The 16,865-nt window shown below is 49.9% G+C and carries 14 protein-coding genes; 9 read left to right on the forward strand and 5 right to left on the reverse strand.

Going from position 1 to position 16,865, the window contains the following annotated elements; genetic code table 11:
- The 4 genes from AC6R0L_RS04895 to radD all read right to left on the reverse strand — a co-directional run.
- Positions 1 to 1,104 (reverse strand): ATP-binding protein (locus tag AC6R0L_RS04895; RefSeq protein ID WP_500628443.1); only part of this gene is annotated, 1,104 nt, incomplete at its 3' end.
- Positions 1,097 to 1,753 carry a response regulator transcription factor gene (locus AC6R0L_RS04900; RefSeq protein ID WP_500628444.1) on the reverse strand — a complete coding sequence of 219 codons (657 nt, stop codon included), beginning with the start codon at positions 1,751 to 1,753 and terminating at the stop codon, positions 1,097 to 1,099. The genes AC6R0L_RS04895 and AC6R0L_RS04900, both read right to left, overlap by 8 nt.
- A 15-nt stretch (positions 1,754 to 1,768) precedes the next feature.
- Positions 1,769 to 2,179: a PepSY domain-containing protein gene (locus AC6R0L_RS04905; protein ID WP_500628445.1), complete on the reverse strand. Its 411-nt coding sequence runs from the start codon at positions 2,177 to 2,179 to the stop codon at positions 1,769 to 1,771.
- 63 nt (positions 2,180 to 2,242) lie between these two features.
- Positions 2,243 to 3,982 (reverse strand): DNA repair helicase RadD, encoded by a 1,740-nt coding sequence (gene radD / locus AC6R0L_RS04910; protein WP_500628446.1) that lies wholly within the window; start codon positions 3,980 to 3,982, stop codon positions 2,243 to 2,245.
- A gap of 168 nt (positions 3,983 to 4,150) precedes the next feature.
- On the opposite strand from radD, the gene AC6R0L_RS04915 reads away from it, so the two are divergent.
- From AC6R0L_RS04915 to AC6R0L_RS04940, 6 genes are all read left to right on the forward strand, one after another.
- Positions 4,151 to 4,648, forward strand: a complete 498-nt coding sequence (locus AC6R0L_RS04915) for a hypothetical protein (RefSeq protein WP_500628447.1) — start codon at positions 4,151 to 4,153, stop codon at positions 4,646 to 4,648.
- Positions 4,649 to 4,678: 30 nt separating this feature from the next.
- The gene (locus AC6R0L_RS04920) at positions 4,679 to 6,730 is read left to right on the forward strand and encodes an alkyl/aryl-sulfatase (protein WP_500628448.1); all 2,052 of its coding nucleotides are present in this window, start codon (positions 4,679 to 4,681) and stop codon (positions 6,728 to 6,730) included.
- Between the two features lie 94 nt (positions 6,731 to 6,824).
- Positions 6,825 to 7,730, forward strand: a complete 906-nt coding sequence (locus tag AC6R0L_RS04925; protein ID WP_500628449.1) for a LysR family transcriptional regulator — start codon at positions 6,825 to 6,827, stop codon at positions 7,728 to 7,730.
- Positions 7,731 to 7,790: 60 nt separating this feature from the next.
- Entirely contained in the window at positions 7,791 to 8,492 is a 702-nt protein-coding gene (gene rsuA / locus AC6R0L_RS04930; RefSeq protein ID WP_500628450.1) for a 16S rRNA pseudouridine(516) synthase RsuA, read from the forward strand.
- A gap of 141 nt (positions 8,493 to 8,633) precedes the next feature.
- Positions 8,634 to 9,839, forward strand: a complete 1,206-nt coding sequence (locus AC6R0L_RS04935) for a Bcr/CflA family multidrug efflux MFS transporter (protein ID WP_500628451.1) — start codon at positions 8,634 to 8,636, stop codon at positions 9,837 to 9,839.
- Positions 9,839 to 10,492, forward strand: a complete 654-nt coding sequence (locus AC6R0L_RS04940; protein WP_487903540.1) for a DUF2913 family protein — start codon at positions 9,839 to 9,841, stop codon at positions 10,490 to 10,492. Before AC6R0L_RS04935 ends, AC6R0L_RS04940 begins: the two co-directional genes overlap by 1 nt.
- A 61-nt stretch (positions 10,493 to 10,553) precedes the next feature.
- On the opposite strand, the gene AC6R0L_RS04945 is transcribed toward AC6R0L_RS04940, so the two are convergent.
- The gene (locus AC6R0L_RS04945; RefSeq protein WP_500628452.1) at positions 10,554 to 11,981 is read right to left on the reverse strand and encodes a DUF2867 domain-containing protein; all 1,428 of its coding nucleotides are present in this window, start codon (positions 11,979 to 11,981) and stop codon (positions 10,554 to 10,556) included.
- A gap of 118 nt (positions 11,982 to 12,099) precedes the next feature.
- Between AC6R0L_RS04945 and AC6R0L_RS04950 the strand changes: the two genes are divergently transcribed.
- The 3 genes from AC6R0L_RS04950 to AC6R0L_RS04960 all read left to right on the forward strand — a co-directional run bounded on the left by AC6R0L_RS04950 (position 12,100) and on the right by AC6R0L_RS04960 (position 16,702).
- Positions 12,100 to 13,473, forward strand: a complete 1,374-nt coding sequence (locus AC6R0L_RS04950; protein WP_500628453.1) for an MATE family efflux transporter — start codon at positions 12,100 to 12,102, stop codon at positions 13,471 to 13,473.
- Between the two features lie 123 nt (positions 13,474 to 13,596).
- On the forward strand, positions 13,597 to 14,268 hold the full coding sequence (locus AC6R0L_RS04955) for an ABC transporter ATP-binding protein (RefSeq protein WP_500628454.1): 672 nt from the start codon (positions 13,597 to 13,599) through the stop codon (positions 14,266 to 14,268).
- A complete protein-coding gene (locus AC6R0L_RS04960; protein ID WP_500628455.1) occupies positions 14,249 to 16,702 on the forward strand; it encodes an ABC transporter permease in 2,454 nt (817 codons plus the stop codon). The genes AC6R0L_RS04955 and AC6R0L_RS04960 overlap by 20 nt, the downstream gene beginning before the upstream one ends.
- The last annotated feature ends 163 nt before the right edge of the window (positions 16,703 to 16,865 follow it).

Below are 16,865 nucleotides of genomic sequence, written 5' to 3' on the forward strand. Positions count from 1 at the left end.
ATTGCTAAGGTTAAAAGAAACAGGATGACAGAACCCTCCAGCACCTAGCATCTCGTCGAGGTCGGTTTGTTCCACGGCAAGCTCAATATCGGAATCCAGTTCATTGATGACGGTTAAGCCCCGGCTGGCGTATATTTTGTCAAACGCGAGTGTGATGGCATCGACGCGCTCGGCGGGATTGGATTTTACCGCGAGAATGTTTTTGGCGCCGGCCATGCGCGCGCGTCCGAGGTGATAATCAATTTGGTGCTGAATTTGATCGATGGCTGGGGTCAGCTTCGCTTGTTCTACCTCCCCCAATTGACGGATTTCATTCTTGAGCACAGACAGCGGCGTTTTTAAGGCATGCGAGAGGTTCCCAGCGTGATGACGGGCGCGTTCGAGAAGCTCTTGATAGTGAAACAGCAGCGCGTTGAGGTCACTGATCACCGGAGCTACATCTTTGGGGTAGGCTTCATCAAGGCGATTTTTTTCGCCACGGCGCAGCTCGGCCAACTCTTTCTTCATCTTGCCCAGTGGGCTTAATGACCACTCTACTTGCAGCATAACGACAGTCAGAAGCCCAAGATAGAGTAAGCCGAGAATCAGCCACAGCTGACCCATCAACTCGGTGACGGTCGCTTCGATGGGCTGTTCACCCATGCCAATCGTCACTTGAATAGGGCCGTTGTAATCGGGGAAATAGAGGGTCGAATCCATGGTGATGAGTTTCTCGCCTTTTGCCCCAAATACAGCGCTTTTGCCTTTGTGTTTTTTTGCGCCTTTGAAGGTCAGTGTCTGATCCCACAGAGAGCGCGAACGCAGCGTGTCGCTATCAGTGCTCGCTTGCCAGTAGAAACCACTATAAGGGCGAGTAAAGCGAGGATCGGATAAGCTCGAAGAGAGCGAGAGTTCACCTCGGTCATTGACGTTAAGCGCACCCGCCATTTCATCCATATAAATAGAGAGCTGATCGCGGCTGTCCTCAACCATATAGTGCAGAACTTGGGTCGGTACAGTCACGCCGGCGGCGATGATCATCGCCGTGAGCCAGATGATAGCGGCAAAGACCAGGCGACTTTTTAGGCTGAGCTTTTTAAGGTTGGCGACTCGGAGCTTAGGCATTGAGCTGGTATCCTAACCCACGCACGGTTTTGATGACGTCAGGCGCGATTTTTTTGCGGATACGGCCAATAAAGACCTCAATGGTGTTGGAATCACGATCAAAATCTTGTTTGTAGATGTGCTCGACCAGTTCGGTGCGAGAGATGACTTTGTCTGGGTTGTGCATAAAGTAGGCGACGACTTTGTATTCTAGCGCCGTTAGTGTGACGGGGGTTTGCTGCCAGAGTACGGTAGAGTTGCGGGTATTGAGGCTCAGGTTACCCACCTGCATGACGGGTGAAGCATTACCAGAGGCTCGGCGAAGCTGGGCGCGAACGCGGGCGATCAACTCGACCATTTCAAACGGTTTGGTGAGGTAATCATCGGCGCCAGCATTTAGCCCTTCTACTCGCTCGCTGAGCGCGTCACGGGCACTGAGTATCACCACTGGGGTATTGATGTTGTTGGCGCGAATGCCACTCAACACCGAAAGCCCATCCAGTTTGGGTAGGCCCAAGTCCAATACAATCGCGTCCCACTCTTCGCTGGTGGCACGATAGAGACCATCCTCACCATCGGGAGACCACTCACTGACCCAATCTGCATCGTCAAAAGACGCTTGAATTTGTTGCCCAAGGCGAAGGTCGTCTTCAATCACCAATATTTTCATTCTAACCGAGGCTCCTTATTCAGTGGGTTTAAGCGCGTCGCGAAAGTGCCGGCCTTTGATTTCCAGCATTTCTAAACTGGCTGCATTGTACTCGACTTTAATGATGTTGTTATTGTGGTTGAGTTTGAGCTCATAGATCCAAATGCCATCATCTTGATCCAATTCGACTTGGATGATTCTACCATGCAAGTCGCGCTCGACCGCTGCATACATCTCGGAAAAGGGTCGAATGTCGCCATTTTGTACCGCTCTGTAGACTTCGTCTTGATCGCCATCGAGATCGACGCGGGTTCCCGGGTGGTACTCATCTTGAACTAGGGCGTGGCCGTCTTGCGCCGCACTGGGCAGAGAAAAGAAGACGGCACTAGCAAGAAGAAAGGAAGCCGGTAAAAATTGACTCATACGGGGTGTTCTCAGTGTATTCATCAGTATATTCCTCTGTTCAGAATCAACATGAGCATACACGCAACAAGATGAACCTTGAGTGAATTATCCGCTCAGCTCATCGTCAAAGATTTTATCGCGCATTTTCCAAAAGCGCCCGACCTTACGCGCAATCACAAACTGCGGCGGGCGAAAGCGGTGTTGGTTATCGACCACTTTACTCGGTGATAGGGTATCAAAGGGGCGATGCTTGTCCGCCAAATGCGGACGAACGAAGCGATCTTTGAAGGTCTTTTTCTGTTTAGGCGTGGTGAGAGACCAAAATTCATGCACCTTGGCATCGTTGTCACCCACGTAGCTGACCCGGAGCTGGTTTTTACCTTGGCCATCTTTGTGCAGCGAAAAGTCCATCGCCAAGCACTCAAACACTAAAGCATCTTTAAGATTTAACGCCTCTTTAAGCTTCTTGTCTGGGTCGACTAAGGTGGCGTCACACTCATGGCAAATACGCGCAGCTATATCGTTATCGGCGCCGCAATCACCGCAGTATTTTGCGCGAAAGCGGTAGTTGCAGTGCTCGCGCTCGCCCGTCTCTTCATCGGTAAAATACCCTTGGCACTTACGGCCAAAATGTTCAATTAAAAAGCCATTGCTATCGAGCTTGCCCCAAAAGTTGTTGTTAAAGCCACAAGCCGGACAGGGGATGGTGATGATCTCGCTGTCCGAGTCTGGTTTTGGATCGCCCACTTCGGGTTGATAGAGATCGTAAGTGTTGCCCGCGTAATCGAGTACCAAGCAATCACTTTTGCCTGGCGATAAACGTAGCCCACGACCGACAATCTGTTGATACAAGCTGACCGATTCTGTTGGACGCAGAATGGCAATCAGATCCACATGCGGCGCATCAAAGCCCGTCGTCAGCACCGAGACATTGACCAGATATTTGATTTGGCGCTGCTTAAAGCGTTCGATGATGCTGTCACGCTCCGTAGTAGGCGTATCGCCGATGACCAGCGCAGTGTGATCGCTAGGCAGGAGCGAAAAGATCTCCTGCGCATGCCTCACCGTGGCGGCGAATATCATTACGCCTTGCCTGTGCTCAGCGTGCTGGATGATTTGCTCGACGATTTGTGGCGTAGCGCGCTTGGCATTGTCAATCACCATATCAAGTTCTGACTCTTTATATCGCCCGGTACTGGCGGGCTTGAGTTGCGAGAAATCATAGCTCAGTACTGGGGCATCGAGCAGCGTGGCGGGCGTTAGAAATCCTTCATCAAGTAAATACTGGATAGGCAGTTCAAAGATGCAATCGCGGAAGAACCTCGGTTCATCGCTGCGTACTAAGCCGCGTGTGTGGTACTGGTAAATCCAACCCATCCCCAGGCGATAGGGTGTGGCGGTGAGCCCAAGCACTTTAATGCCCGGGTTAAGCTCGCTCAAGTGGCGAATGACTTTTTGATAACTGGTGTTTTTGTCATCCGGTACGCGGTGGCATTCATCGATCACCAGTAGCGAAAATTGGTGACTGAACGCGTCCAAATTGCGCACAACCGATTGCACTGAGGCAAACACCACTTGCTGATCGGTCTCCTTGCGGCCAAGTCCGGCAGAGAAAATCGCACCCTTTAACCCGTAACCTTCGTACTTGGCGTGGTTTTGCTCAACCAACTCTTTGACGTGTGCCAGCACCAAGACGCGCCCTTTTGCCAAACGTGCTAATTCTGCGATGACTAAGCTTTTCCCCGCACCCGTTGGCAACACAAGCACCGCAGGGGTTTGATTGGCGCGAAAGTAATGGATTACCGCTTTGACGGAGTCTGCTTGGTAGGGTCTGAGGGTGTACATGGCGTCGAACAGCTAGGAAATTTTGAACGATTATACACATCTTGTGTTGCGAAGCGGAGAGGGTGGTTTGATGTGAATTTAATTCACCTTTCACTCTGGGTTAGCTTGGTTCTTATTCATCAATCTGCTTGATATGATGCTTTCAACGAATCAAAAGGGTGACGCATCATGAAGCTTAAGCTTATCGCAGGAATCATGGCTGGAATGCTGGCAGGTCAACAGGCTTACGCGTGTTTGGCTGATGGCGCGGTAGATGGTGCTGTGTTTGCGATTCCTCAAGGCACATTTGAGGTGGCCGTTGCATTTCAACAAGCTCAGCAGCGTGGAGACGTGCAAACTTATGCAAACAGCAACTGGTCGACCGTTCAGTTCATTCTGATGCAAAAACTGCAATCGCACTATCAAGGCGAAGTGTTCGATATCACTCTTTTTGAAGCCTCTGGCCAACATTTCTATCGTTTTGTGGCCGATGGCGATCAGATCAACGTGCTGGCGCATGAAGTACCGAAGTCGGAATATCAAGGCATCATAGTGACCGATATTGACGTGATGACCGCACTAGTCCGCGGACAAATAGACTTTGCTAGCGCCGACAAACTTGGCCTGTTCTTTAACTTAGATACATCACAAGAGTTTACCGCTCTTATGACAAAAGCATTCGCCTAATCCAATTTACTCATATAAATAGAGGTTCGTATGAAACTTTCTACTCTAGCGATGGTGATCACAGCGACCATGTCTGGCGCAGTGTCAGCATCAGCATCACTCCCTACATTTACTCCCGATCAAAAGCCTGCGAGCGCGCATACCGCTGTGTTCCAAAAGGAGCTGCGTGAAGCGTTACCTTTTGCTGACCAAGAAGATTGGGAGTTGGCTCGTAAAGGTTTTATCGCACGTGTTGATGACTTAGAGATCAAAGACGCAAAAGGCAACGTAGTGTGGGAACTTGGGAGTTATGATTACCTGTTGCAAGGTAAAGACTACGACTCTATCCACCCATCCATGCAGCGCCAAGCTGAATTGAACATGGAGCACGGTCTGTTTGAGATTCTTCCTGGTAAAGTGTACCAAGTTCGTGGTTACGACTTGGCGCAAGTGAGCTTTGTTCGCTCTGACAACGGTTGGGTTGTGTTCGATCCTCTAACGATTCCTGAAACGTCAGCTGCGGCTTACGAGCTTTTCAAAGCGCACGCGAAAGGCGGTGAGCTACCGATTAAAGCGGTTGTTTACTCACACTCTCATGGTGACCACTTTGGTGGCGTGAAAGGTATTGTTTCTCAAGAACAAGTGGATAACGGTGAAGTGCAAATTCTTGCGCCTCGTGCGTTCTCAGACTTTGCGATCTCTGAAAACGTACTTGCAGGTAACGTGATGGCGCGTCGCGTTGTTTATCAATACGGCAACACACTAGAGAAGAGTGAGCTTGGCCAAGTCGATGCAGCGATTGGTAAAGGTGTTGCAAATGGTGGCTTGTCTCTGATCCTTCCAACACATCAAGTGGAAGAAGATATTGAAACTATTACCGTTGATGGCCTAGAAATGGTGTTTCAAAACGCGCCAGACACGGAAGCGCCATCAGAAATGAACACTTACATTCCTGCTTACAAAGCGTATTGGGGGGCCGAGACTACGGTTTCAGGTTTACACAACGTTTATACACTGCGCGGTGCGTTCGTGCGTGATACCCTGCAATGGGCTGATTCTATCAACGAAGCGCTCTACCTATTTGGTGGTGAAGCCGAACTGTTGTTTGCATCACACGGTTGGCCACGTTGGGGCAACGAAAATATCCAAGATTATCTGCGTGGTCAGCGCGACATGTATGGTTACTTGCATGATGAAACGCTACGTTTGATTAACCATGGTGTCAGCATCACAGACATTCAAGATGAATTCTTCGTACCTAAACCACTGGCTGATCAATGGTACACTCGTGGCTATCACGGCTCTTACCACCGTAACGCGAAAGCCGTAGCGAACAAGTACATTGGTTATTTCGACATGAACCCAGCGACACTATTACACCTTAACTCTGTTGATCAAGCGAAGAAGTACACAAAGATGATGGGCGAAGAAGCGATTCTTGCAGAAGGTAAGAAAGCGTTTGATAACGGTGAATATCGTTGGTGTGCAACGGTGGTCAACAATGTTGTGTTTGCGAACCCAGAAAACATGCAAGGTCGTTACCTTCAAGCGGACTGTTTTGAGCAGTTAGGTTACCAATCTGAATCATCTGGCGAACGAAATGTCTTCTTAGCTGGCGCGGCTGAGTTGCGACAAGGTATTGTACCAGTCCAATCAACTAAAGCGGCAACACCGGATTTGATCCAAGCGATGCCTACGCGTGATTTCTTGAACTTTATGGCTGTACGTTTCAACGGCCCTAAAGCGGCAATGGATGGCTTCAATATGAACGCGAACCTGGTGATTCCTGACGAAAATACTAAATATGCGATTGAAGCGCGCAACGGTCGTATGAGTAATATTGAAGGTTTCGATGCGCCAAATGCTGATTTCATACTAACAGTGAACCGTAGCGATATCACTTTAATGCTACTTCAGCAAACCACACTTCAAGACCTGTTGAAGTCAGGTAAAGCCACAGTGACGGGTGATATCAGCAAGATGGGTGCATTGACCTCTTACCTAGATGATTTTGAGTTCTGGTTCAAGATGGCATTACCACAAGACCACAGCCCATACAGCTTTGGTAAATCGAAAACAGGTGTGTCACCGATCAACCGTTAAGATCGCTTGTCACAACTGATATATTTTGCCCTTGCTATGCAGGGGCATTTTTTGCTTTATTGAACTCATTGTTCTGACTTCAGAAGGTAAGGTAATGCCTAAGGCAACCCATTTTGACCTCAATCTGCTCAGAGTATTTTTGAGTGTTTATAAAAGTCGCTCTTATACGACAACCGCAGAAGAGTTGGATTTGACCCCCTCTGCCGTAAGTCACGCGATTAAGCGACTCAATACCCAACTTGGAGAAACCTTGTTCCAACGCAAACACGTCGGTGTTGAAGCGACGTATGTTGCGCATGATTTATTCAAACAAGTCTCGACGCCGTTTTATGCGATAGAGCGGACAATACTGGGTTATGAGAATTTTTCGGCAAGTGAGACGGATCGTACCTTCCGAGTTTTTGTGCCCGATGTGTATATGTCTGATCTTATTATGCGTTTAGCGGAAAAAAACAAGGGACGAGCTCAGGTTATCTGCGTGGCATTACCTCCGGATCAGGATGAAACATACGATGCATTGGCATCGGGAGAGGTTGACTTGGTAGTCGACTTTGTGGCCCCTCATCTTGGTGGTGTTGCGTCAATATTGGCTCATCAGGAGCCGATGGTGTGCGTGGTTAACGAGAATCACCCTCGTATCGGTGATACGATTAGTTATGATGAGTATTTTTCAGAATCCCATGCTTTTCTAAATTTATTGCGCTTCAATTCACGTGCCGCCGACACTTTGGCTAAACAGCCGATCCCACAGCGTAAAATCCATAGCGAACATAATTCTTTGTACTCGATGTTGCACACCATTGCACATACAGATGCAATTGGCATCTGTACGAAAAATGCAGCAATCCGCATTCAAGAGGCTCTGCCTGTAAAAATCATGGCTGTACCTTATGAGATCAACAAGGTCGCGCTATGGGTCAATTGGCCGAAGAAGCTGGATAATAACCCAGCGAATCAGTGGCTCCGCTCATTGGTGATTGAGTTGCTGGCGCAAGCGTAAAGGGTTCGCAGCGCGCAGTGAACTCTGTATACTGCGCGGCGAACACAGAGTGAGGTAAAAATGCGTTTAGACAAATTTCTCTGCGATGCCTTAGGTGCGACGCGAAAAGAAGCCACGAAAATCATCAAAAGTGGCGAAGTGACGGTCAACGATGTGGTGCAAAAAAGCGGTGCAGTTAAAGTTTCCGACACGTGCGTCGTCGAGTGGCAGGGTCGTGAAATCGGCAAACCAGGACCAAAATACATCATGCTTTACAAACCTGAGGGATTTGTCTGCTCTCATGAAGACGGTTTTAATCACACCGCGTTTGTACTGCTAGATGAAGTGAAGATTGAAAACCTGCATTTTGCTGGGCGATTAGACGTCGATACCACAGGTTTAGTGTTGATTACCGATGATGGCCAGTGGTCGCACCGCATCACTTCACCGAAACATAAGTGTGAGAAAACGTACCGAGTGTGGCTCGCCGATCCTATCGGTGACGACTATGCAGAAAAACTCGCCCAAGGCATCGAACTGCGCAACGAGAAAGAGCCGACGCTGCCCGCGAAACTAGAGATAGTCAATGCAGATGAGCACGAACTGCTGCTGACGATTACTGAAGGCAAGTACCACCAAGTGAAACGCATGTTTGCTGCACTGGGCAATAAGGTTGAGCATCTTCACCGTGAACGCATCGGTGCGATAGCGCTGGATGATTCGCTTGAACCGGGTGAATACCGTTACCTGACTCAAGCAGAAATTGATTCTATTTGGAATTAATACCCCAATTTGGAAGAGCTTTATTTCCTAATAGGAACTAGTAATTTGGGCTCAATCGGTTGAATATAGTCCGGTTAACTTCATTTCTTTTGACGAGCCGCCTTTCTGCGGCTCGTTTTTTCGCTATCGGATAGGAGACTTATGTCTGATACTGCTATTACCAAAACCGACACGCCTCAGTTGAGCTTTTTGTTGTTTTTAGTTTTGGGCGCCATTGGTGCCTTAACGCCATTGGCGATTGATATGTATTTGCCTGCGATGCCCTCCATCGCTGCCGATCTCGGTGTCGAAAGTGGCGCGGTGCAAATCACCCTTACGGCTTACACCGCGGGCTTTGCTATTGGTCAGTTGATTCATGGCCCATTGGCGGACAGCTATGGTCGTCGCCCGGTGCTGATCCTTGGCGTGCTGTTTTTTGGTTTGGCCTCATTGGTGAGTGCAACCACCACAAGTATTGAAGCGCTCACTTGGGTGCGCACCGCGCAAGGCTTTGCGGGCGCTGCGGCGGCCGTCATTATTCAAGCTGTTGTCCGTGACATGTTTGATCGTGAGGATTTCGCGCGCACCATGTCATTTGTGACCTTAGTGATTACCATAGCGCCTTTGGTGGCACCGATGATCGGTGGTCACGTCGCCATTTGGTTTGGCTGGCGAGCAATTTTTTGGATCCTGGCAATTTTTGCAGCCATCGTGATCGCTTTGGTGCTTTGGAAAATTCCAGAAACCTTGCCAGTGGAGAAGCGTCAGCCGCTGCGTTTTCGCACCACGATGCAAAACTATGCCCGATTGTGCGCCAACCCTGTGGCGATGGGGTTGATTTTTTCCGGTGCGTTTTCATTCGCCGGTATGTTTGCCTTTTTGACCGCAGGCTCGTTTGTCTACATTGATATTTATGGCGTACGCCCGGATCACTTTGGTTATCTGTTTGGTTTGAACATCGTTGCGATGATCATCATGACCAGCATCAATGGCCGCTTGGTACGTAAAGTCGGCTCGCACGCGATGCTAAGATTTGGTCTTGCGGTGCAACTGCTTGCCGGCATTGGGATGTTTATTACCTGGATGCTGGATCTTGGTCTTTGGGGCACTGTGCCTTTTGTGGTGCTGTTTATCGGCACGTTATCGACCATTGGCAGTAACAGTATGGGGCTACTTTTGAGCGGCTATCCGTCGATGGCGGGTACGGCGTCATCATTGGCGGGCACACTGCGTTTTGGTACAGGTTCCGTAATTGGCGTGGTGGTTGCGATGTTGCCAAGTGATGCGACTTGGCCGATGATAGCGACCATGACGGCATGTTCGATACTCTCTGCCGCGTTGTATGGATTTTTTGGAAGAAAGGCGTAATGTCTGAATACACAATTGAGATGCGCAAGTTAGTCACACTTGCGCTTGAAGAGCTCGATGCACAGCATCGTTTAGGAAAGCTGACCGACGCTCCGGTCGCCAACAATCATTATTTAGTACGTTGGGTGACCCGAGCGCTTAAAGAGCAGCGTTTTCATCGCGTGGTTGGAAATGACCTGACGCGTTGGCAAAAAATGGGGCGCTCAAAAGGCAACGAAGCAGGGCTGTTGTTCACGTTTAAACGCATCGCTAAGCTGTACGATACCTTCTTTAGTGGTGAGGAACGAACGCTGAAAGACAGTGATATTGAGCAGTTCCTTGATCTGATGGAGAACGCAGATTGGGAAGTCTCTACCTCAGAACCCTTAGTGGGTGTGGGTAAGGTGCAACTCTTTACGGAAGGGCAAAACTCCTTGGCGCTGTGCGCGGATCAATGTGACGCTTGCTTTGAAGGCGAGGCTTTAGTTAAGCCGATGAGTTGGTTTGTTCGCGGTAATCACGCCGAGTTCGTTGAGAAAGCCACAGCCGCAGGCTTTTTGGTGCACAAGGTGACCGACTACAAGTCGAATGTGAAGTACCACGGTGAATATCTGATTTTTCCTGCCAATCGTGGAACGCAGTTGCCAGAAATTCCCCTTAGCTTGACGGCTTAGCCTGAGCTCTTAATCATAAAAACAACGCCTTGCTGACACGCAAGGCGTTGTTTTTCGCGCTCTATGTCGCCGCCTTTCTCACAATAGCTCTCACCATGCCTTTGAAGATAAACAGGTGAGGCAGCATCATGGCAAACCAATACATTAATCCCCAAAAACCTTGCGGGTGCCACCAAGCGGTAACGCTGAGTGTGCGCTGGGTGCCATCATCCTCGATAGAAAATTCCAAACGACCTAAACCAGGCCCTTTCATACCAAACAGCAATGAGAGAAAACGCTTGGGTTCACAACGGATCACTTTCCACGAGTCAATAAAATCACCCACTTTAAGCTCAGGCCCAGAAGGTTGACGCCGAATTGGCGCTCCGGCGCCAAACAAGACGTCAAGCCATTCGCGTGTTCGCCATAAGCCGTTGGCGAAAAAGTAGCCCTGATCGGGTTGGCCGATGGTTTGAATGATTTGCCAAAGCGCGTTGGAAGTGAGTGGCGTTTTTATCGTTGCGCCTGCCTGTTTCGGGTAATAGCCATAGCCCGGTTGCCAGCGATTGAGCGCCGCAGGGTCATACCCCCACACGTTACTGCGCACGAATTCTCCCTCTTGTTCTATCGCGCGCCCAATCATGGTTTGAAAGTCAATTAAGGTCTGTGGGTAGCGAGTGCGTATCTCGGCTGAATCCGCGACAAAGTCATGAGACAGCCCCGCCAGAAGCGCTGAGCCGACCGACGCAGGAACAGAGGTCACCAAGGCGAGCCAACGCGAGGCCATCTTAGGCGTGAGCAGCGCAGTGCTGACAAGTCGAACCCGTTTGCCCGCCGCTTGACCGATAACCTGAAACTGTTCTCGATAGGTCAACACATCTGGGCCGCCCACTTCAAAGCATTGATGCTGAGTCACTCGCTCTTTGATCAGGCAGAGTAGGTAGTGATTAAGGTTCGCCAATGCGATGGGATTCGCTTTTGAATCGACCCATTTAGGCGCGATGAGAATAGGCAGGTTGTAAACAAAGTCGCGCATGATCTCAAACGCCGCCGAGCCAGGACCAATGATGACGCCAGCACGTAACTCGGTGATAGGGACACCCGCTTGACGGATGATCTCTCCGGTCATCAAACGCGCTTTAAGGTGTTGTGAGTTGCCTGTTTGCGGTTGGAGCGCACTTAAATAAATCACATGTTTCACTTGGCTCACTCGAAGTGCGTCGCGAAAATGTTCTGCCAAGCTGATTTCATAATCGACAAAGTCTGAACCGTGGGCCATACCGTGTACCAAAAACAGGACGATATCAAAGGCGCGCACTAGTTTGATGGTCTCTGCGCGATCTGCCAGGTCTAAGTAAGTCAAGGTGAGGTTGGGATGCGGTGGGATACGCGCCTTCAATGCCGAAACATCTCGCGAAGCAGCAGTGACGCTGTAACCTTGTTCGCACAGCTGAGGAAGCAGTTGTGACCCGACATAGCCAGATCCGCCCAGCACCAACACTTTTTTCATCGACATTCCTTATGGTCTTGAGCAACAAAGTGATTCACACCTATAATAGCGACAAGTGGCAGCTCTGCCCAAACCCACCGCTCAACGCTTTGATCACCTTACCAAAAAGGACGTGCTCTTGTTCATTTCTCAGGTTTTGTCGCACACTCGTGGCGATTTTATTCGTCGCCTTATTGCTATTGCGCTGCCCATCACCTTGCAAAGCATTATGTTCTCTAGCCGAGGCTTGGTGGATGTGATCATGCTGGGTCAGTTAGGTGAAGCGGAGATCGCCGCGGTGGGTGTGGCCGCGCGTGCGACATTCGTGACCACCATTATGCTGGTTGGGGTGACCACCGGAGGCGCACTGCTTACGGCGCAGTATTGGGGCGCCGGTGATCAGCAAGGGGTAAGGCAGAGTACGGCGTTAACTTGGCTTGTTTCGATGGTATTTGCGGCGTTGACCGCAGCGTTTTTCCTCCTCTTTCCGAGTGAGATTATGGCGCTGACAACGGATTCTGAAGAGGTCAATCAACTGGGCAGCGACTACTTGGTGTTAACCTCGGTGAGTATGTTTGCTGTGGCCTGCGTAGCCAGTATGTCTGTGGGTTTGCGCGCCATGCATCGCCCCGGCATTAGTACTTTCTTTAGTGGCATCGGCATTGTTGCGAACATCTTTCTTAACTGGGTGCTTATCTTTGGTCAATTTGGCATGCCAGCCATGGGCATCAAAGGGGCGGCGATTGCTACCGTGCTCAGTGGTGCGATTGAAGTGGGCACCTTGTATGGTTATCTCTATCTGCGTCAACACTTACTGGCGTTTGGTGTCGATGACATCAAGGCTATCCTAAAGCTGGACAAAGTCGTGCGCTTCTTAAAACTCTCTCTGCCGACGACCTTTAATTTTCTCGCTTGGGCTGGGGGACTGTTTGTCTATCACGCCATTATGGGACAATCTGGCGTGCAGGGTTTGGCGGCGCTCTCGGTGATGACGCCGGTTGAGTCGATCTCTCTCAGTTTGTTGATTGGTATGTCCAATGCAGCAGCCGTGTTGGTCGGCAATCAAATTGGTGCTAAAGCGTATAAAGAAGTCTATTACCAAGCGATTGGCGTCACGATATTGAATGTGGCGGTCAGCGTGATCGTGGCTATCTTACTCTATATGGTTCAAGGGGCGGTGCTTGGTGCCTTCAGTGCCCTGACCGATGAGACCCGCGCGTTGGCCGATCAGTTCATTGTGATTTTGAGTGTAGGGATTGTGCTTCGCTCTGTCCCCATGATGCTGATCGTAGGTGTATTGCGTGCGGGGGGCGATGTGAAGTTCTGCCTCTATCAAGATCTTGTCGCGCAGTGGTTGATAGGTATTCCTTTGGCCGCCTTTGCTGCCATAGGTCTTGGACTGGAGCCTCAGTGGATTTATCTGCTGTTTCTAACCGAAGAAGCGATCAAGTGGTTTGGATCCATATACCGTACCAAAAGTAAAAAGTGGATTCGAAATTTGATCGAAAATTAGACATCGTGCAGCTAAGTGGTGGGGTTTGATGCATATGTTGTGATCTCCCCTCCAAAACACTTTCTACTCATCACTATTTAGTGTAGATTCACAGTCCCATTTCTATCAAAGGTGAGACGGTTAATGCTACAACTTACAGACCTATGTAAAGGCTATGTCGACGGCGGTGAGTTTCACCCTGTCTTACAAGGTGCTGAGTTGTTATTAAACCAGGGGCAGCAAATTGCATTAATGGGCGAGAGTGGGGCAGGCAAGAGTACCCTGCTCAATCTGATTGCTGGGCTGGATGTCGTTGATTCTGGCATCATTCGCTTCCCTAACATGTCGATGGACAGCGCCACCGAAAGCGAGCGCACCCTCTACCGTCGCAATAACATTGGTCTTATCTTTCAGCAGTATAACTTGCTGCCCACTCTTAATATTGCCGATAACATCCGCTTCTGCCGCCAATTGAAAGGCTTACCAGAAGACGCCGGATTGTGGCGACAAATTTTATCTGCGTTGGATCTCATGCCGCTGCTTGGCCGTTACCCTGAAGAGGTATCGGGCGGTCAGCAGCAGCGAGCCGCGATTGCTCGTGCGCTCTATATGGAGCCCAAATTGCTGCTTGCTGATGAGCCAACAGGAAGCTTGGATGAGCGCAATGCCGAAGCCGTGATGCGACTTTTGACCTCATTGAGCCGCCAACTAGATTGCACTCTGCTGTTGGTGACGCACAGTGAACGCGTTGCTGAACACATGCAAGGAAAGGTACGTCTGCAAGGAGGGCAACTCCATGTTATGGCCCGTCATTAAGGCATTACTGGGGCATTACCGACGTTATCCTTTTCAAATTCTGCTTGTTTGGCTTGGCCTGACACTGGGCGTCTCGTTATTGGTTGGCGTAACCGCGATCAATGAGCATGCGAGACAAAGCTACGCGCATGGCGAAAAACTCTTTTCTAATCCTTTGCCTTATCGCATCCGCCCCAAACACGCGACCAACAAAATTCCTCAAGGTTTTTACATTCAACTGCGCCGAGAAGGCTTTCATCAATGTGCGCCGTTTGATTTCGTTCGCGTTAGAACCAAGGATTACCGCGATCTCGTCGTTGTGGGTATGGATCCTATGTTCATGCTCAAAGATACCCCGGCGACGCGCTTAAAAAGCGCTTCAATTCTTGAACTGATGAAGCCGCCATACCCAATTATGGTCAGTGCTGAGTTGGCTGAACACATGCGTTGGCATAATAACGACTTTGTCGAACTTGGCGATGGCAGTAAATTAGGGCCGATCATCGTTGATAAGCAAAACTTGATCCACGGGACTCGTATCGTCGCCGACATGTCGTTGGTACGAATGATTGAACGCAGTTCTGGCTTGTCGGTCATTGCGTGTAGTGAAATGCCGCTCGAGAAAGTTGAGCGGTTGAAAGAGCTGTTGCCCAACGGTATGAATTTAGCGCGCAACTCTCGGGTTGAACTCGAAGCGCTCACGGAGGCGTTCCACGTCAATCTCAGTGCGATGGGGATGATGGCGTTCTTAGTGGGTCTTTTTATTTTTTATCAAGCGATGTCGCTCTCTTTAATTCAACGCCAGCCATTAGTGGGTGTACTTCGTCAAACCGGTGTCAGTGGCGTTCAATTGGCGGCGTCGCTGTGCATTGAATTAGTGGCGTTAGTGTTGGTGAGTTGGCTGTGTGGTAACGCCTTTGGCATGGTGCTCGCGAAGCAGTTGATGCCAGCGGTATCGGCAAGCCTTGGTGACCTCTACGATGCGAATGTTGGCTTGGTGATTGGTTGGAGTTGGTCTTCCAGTCTTTACAGCCTCTCTCTGACCTTACTCGGTGCCATTATCGCCTGTGGTTGGCCTTTGGTGAGATTGCTGCGCTCTCAGCCGGTCCGTTTAACCACTCGTCTCTCTTTAGTGCGCTTCGCCGGCCGTGAATTCTCTATTCAAGCGCTTATTGCTGTTGGATTAGCGGTGGCGGGGATCGCCATTTACCAAGCGCCACAAACTCAACAGACAGGCTTTGCCATTATTACTTGCTTGCTGCTTGGTGCCGCGCTCATCACGCCGTTTATTATCTGGAAAGTGTTCAATATCCTTTCCTATAAACTGCGCTGGGTGAAAGCGCGTTGGTTCTTTGCTGATGCGGCATCTAGTATGAGTTATCGCGGTGTGGCAACCATGGCCTTTATGCTGGCGATGGCTGCCAACATTGGGGTGGAAACCATGGTGGGTAGCTTTAGAGATACGACGGATAAGTGGCTATCCCAACGTTTGGCCGCCGATCTCTACATTTACCCGAGTAACAGTGCGTCGGTTCGCATGAGCAATTGGTTGACCAAGCAACCCGAAGTGAAGTCGGTCTGGTGGCGATGGGAAAAAGAGGTCACGGAGAAAGAAGGCGTGCTGCAAGTGGTCAGCACCGGTGGTTCCGAAGGGGAGCTAGAAGCGCTAACTGTTAAACTCGGTATCCCGAACTATTGGTACTATCTGCACAACACCAAAGGGGTAATGGTCAGTGAGTCAATGGCGTTAAAGCTCGGCATTCGTCCCGGTGATACCTTGGATTTGAAAGGTCGACTTGGCAGTGGTTGGCAAGTGGTCGGCATCTACTACGATTACGGCAACCCTTACAATCAGGTGCTTTTATCACACAGAAATTGGTTGTACGCATACGCAGGCCGCGGCAATGTGGCGCTCGGCGCTGTGCTCAATGATGGCACCGATTCCAGTGCCTTGAAACGCCGTTTGGAGACGGTGTTTAGGATTGACGCTGAGCGTGTGTTTGACAACAGTCATATTCATAAGCAAGCGCTGCACATTTTTGACCGCACCTTCTCTATCGCAGACACCTTGGGCAACATTACCTTGATTATTGCTGTGTTTGGTATCTTTTTTGCCACTGTCGCGGGCGAGATTTCGCGCCAAAAACACGTCTCTTTACTGCGTTGTCTTGGCATGAAAGGGTGGGAGCTGATCGTGATGGGCGGTTTACAACTGTTTGTCTTTGGTACCATCGCGATGGTGATTGCATTGCCGCTCGGTTGGGTATTGGCGGAGTTGGTGGTGGACATTATCATCAAACAGTCGTTCGGTTGGACGCTTGAGCTGCAATTGATTCCGCAAGCTTATCTCATCACTGGTTTGTTGGCGATGGGCGCATTGATGGTAGCCGGGGCTCTGCCGGTATTGCGGATGGTACGAAACACGCCGATGAAATCGTTAAGGGATGCATTGTAATGACACAAGGTCGAGTGTTGAGTCGTTCAGCCATTATGGCAGTGGGTTTGGTGGTCGCAGGGCTCATTGCGCTGTTGATCATCTTTCGCGAGACGCCACTTGAAGAAACAAATGACTTTGATAGCATGAATGACATGCTGCGCGCGCAAAAAAGGCAGGTCTT

It is taken from the genome of Vibrio sp. R15-SG3-ISO1A (assembly GCF_059833955.1).

What these genes read in the sequence shown, in the direction of transcription:
- AC6R0L_RS04900 (WP_500628444.1), bottom strand. Translation starts at nt 1,753, where the DNA reads ATGAAAATATTGGTGATTGAAGACGACCTTCGCCTTGGGCAACAAATT.
- AC6R0L_RS04905 (WP_500628445.1), bottom strand. Translation starts at nt 2,179, where the DNA reads ATGAATACACTGAGAACACCCCGTATGAGTCAATTTTTACCGGCTTCC.
- radD (WP_500628446.1), bottom strand. Translation starts at nt 3,982, where the DNA reads ATGTACACCCTCAGACCCTACCAAGCAGACTCCGTCAAAGCGGTAATC.
- AC6R0L_RS04915 (WP_500628447.1), top strand. Translation starts at nt 4,151, where the DNA reads ATGAAGCTTAAGCTTATCGCAGGAATCATGGCTGGAATGCTGGCAGGT.
- AC6R0L_RS04920 (WP_500628448.1), top strand. Translation starts at nt 4,679, where the DNA reads ATGAAACTTTCTACTCTAGCGATGGTGATCACAGCGACCATGTCTGGC.
- AC6R0L_RS04925 (WP_500628449.1), top strand. Translation starts at nt 6,825, where the DNA reads ATGCCTAAGGCAACCCATTTTGACCTCAATCTGCTCAGAGTATTTTTG.
- rsuA (WP_500628450.1), top strand. Translation starts at nt 7,791, where the DNA reads ATGCGTTTAGACAAATTTCTCTGCGATGCCTTAGGTGCGACGCGAAAA.
- AC6R0L_RS04935 (WP_500628451.1), top strand. Translation starts at nt 8,634, where the DNA reads ATGTCTGATACTGCTATTACCAAAACCGACACGCCTCAGTTGAGCTTT.
- AC6R0L_RS04940 (WP_487903540.1), top strand. Translation starts at nt 9,839, where the DNA reads ATGTCTGAATACACAATTGAGATGCGCAAGTTAGTCACACTTGCGCTT.
- AC6R0L_RS04945 (WP_500628452.1), bottom strand. Translation starts at nt 11,981, where the DNA reads ATGAAAAAAGTGTTGGTGCTGGGCGGATCTGGCTATGTCGGGTCACAA.
- AC6R0L_RS04955 (WP_500628454.1), top strand. Translation starts at nt 13,597, where the DNA reads ATGCTACAACTTACAGACCTATGTAAAGGCTATGTCGACGGCGGTGAG.
- AC6R0L_RS04960 (WP_500628455.1), top strand. Translation starts at nt 14,249, where the DNA reads ATGTTATGGCCCGTCATTAAGGCATTACTGGGGCATTACCGACGTTAT.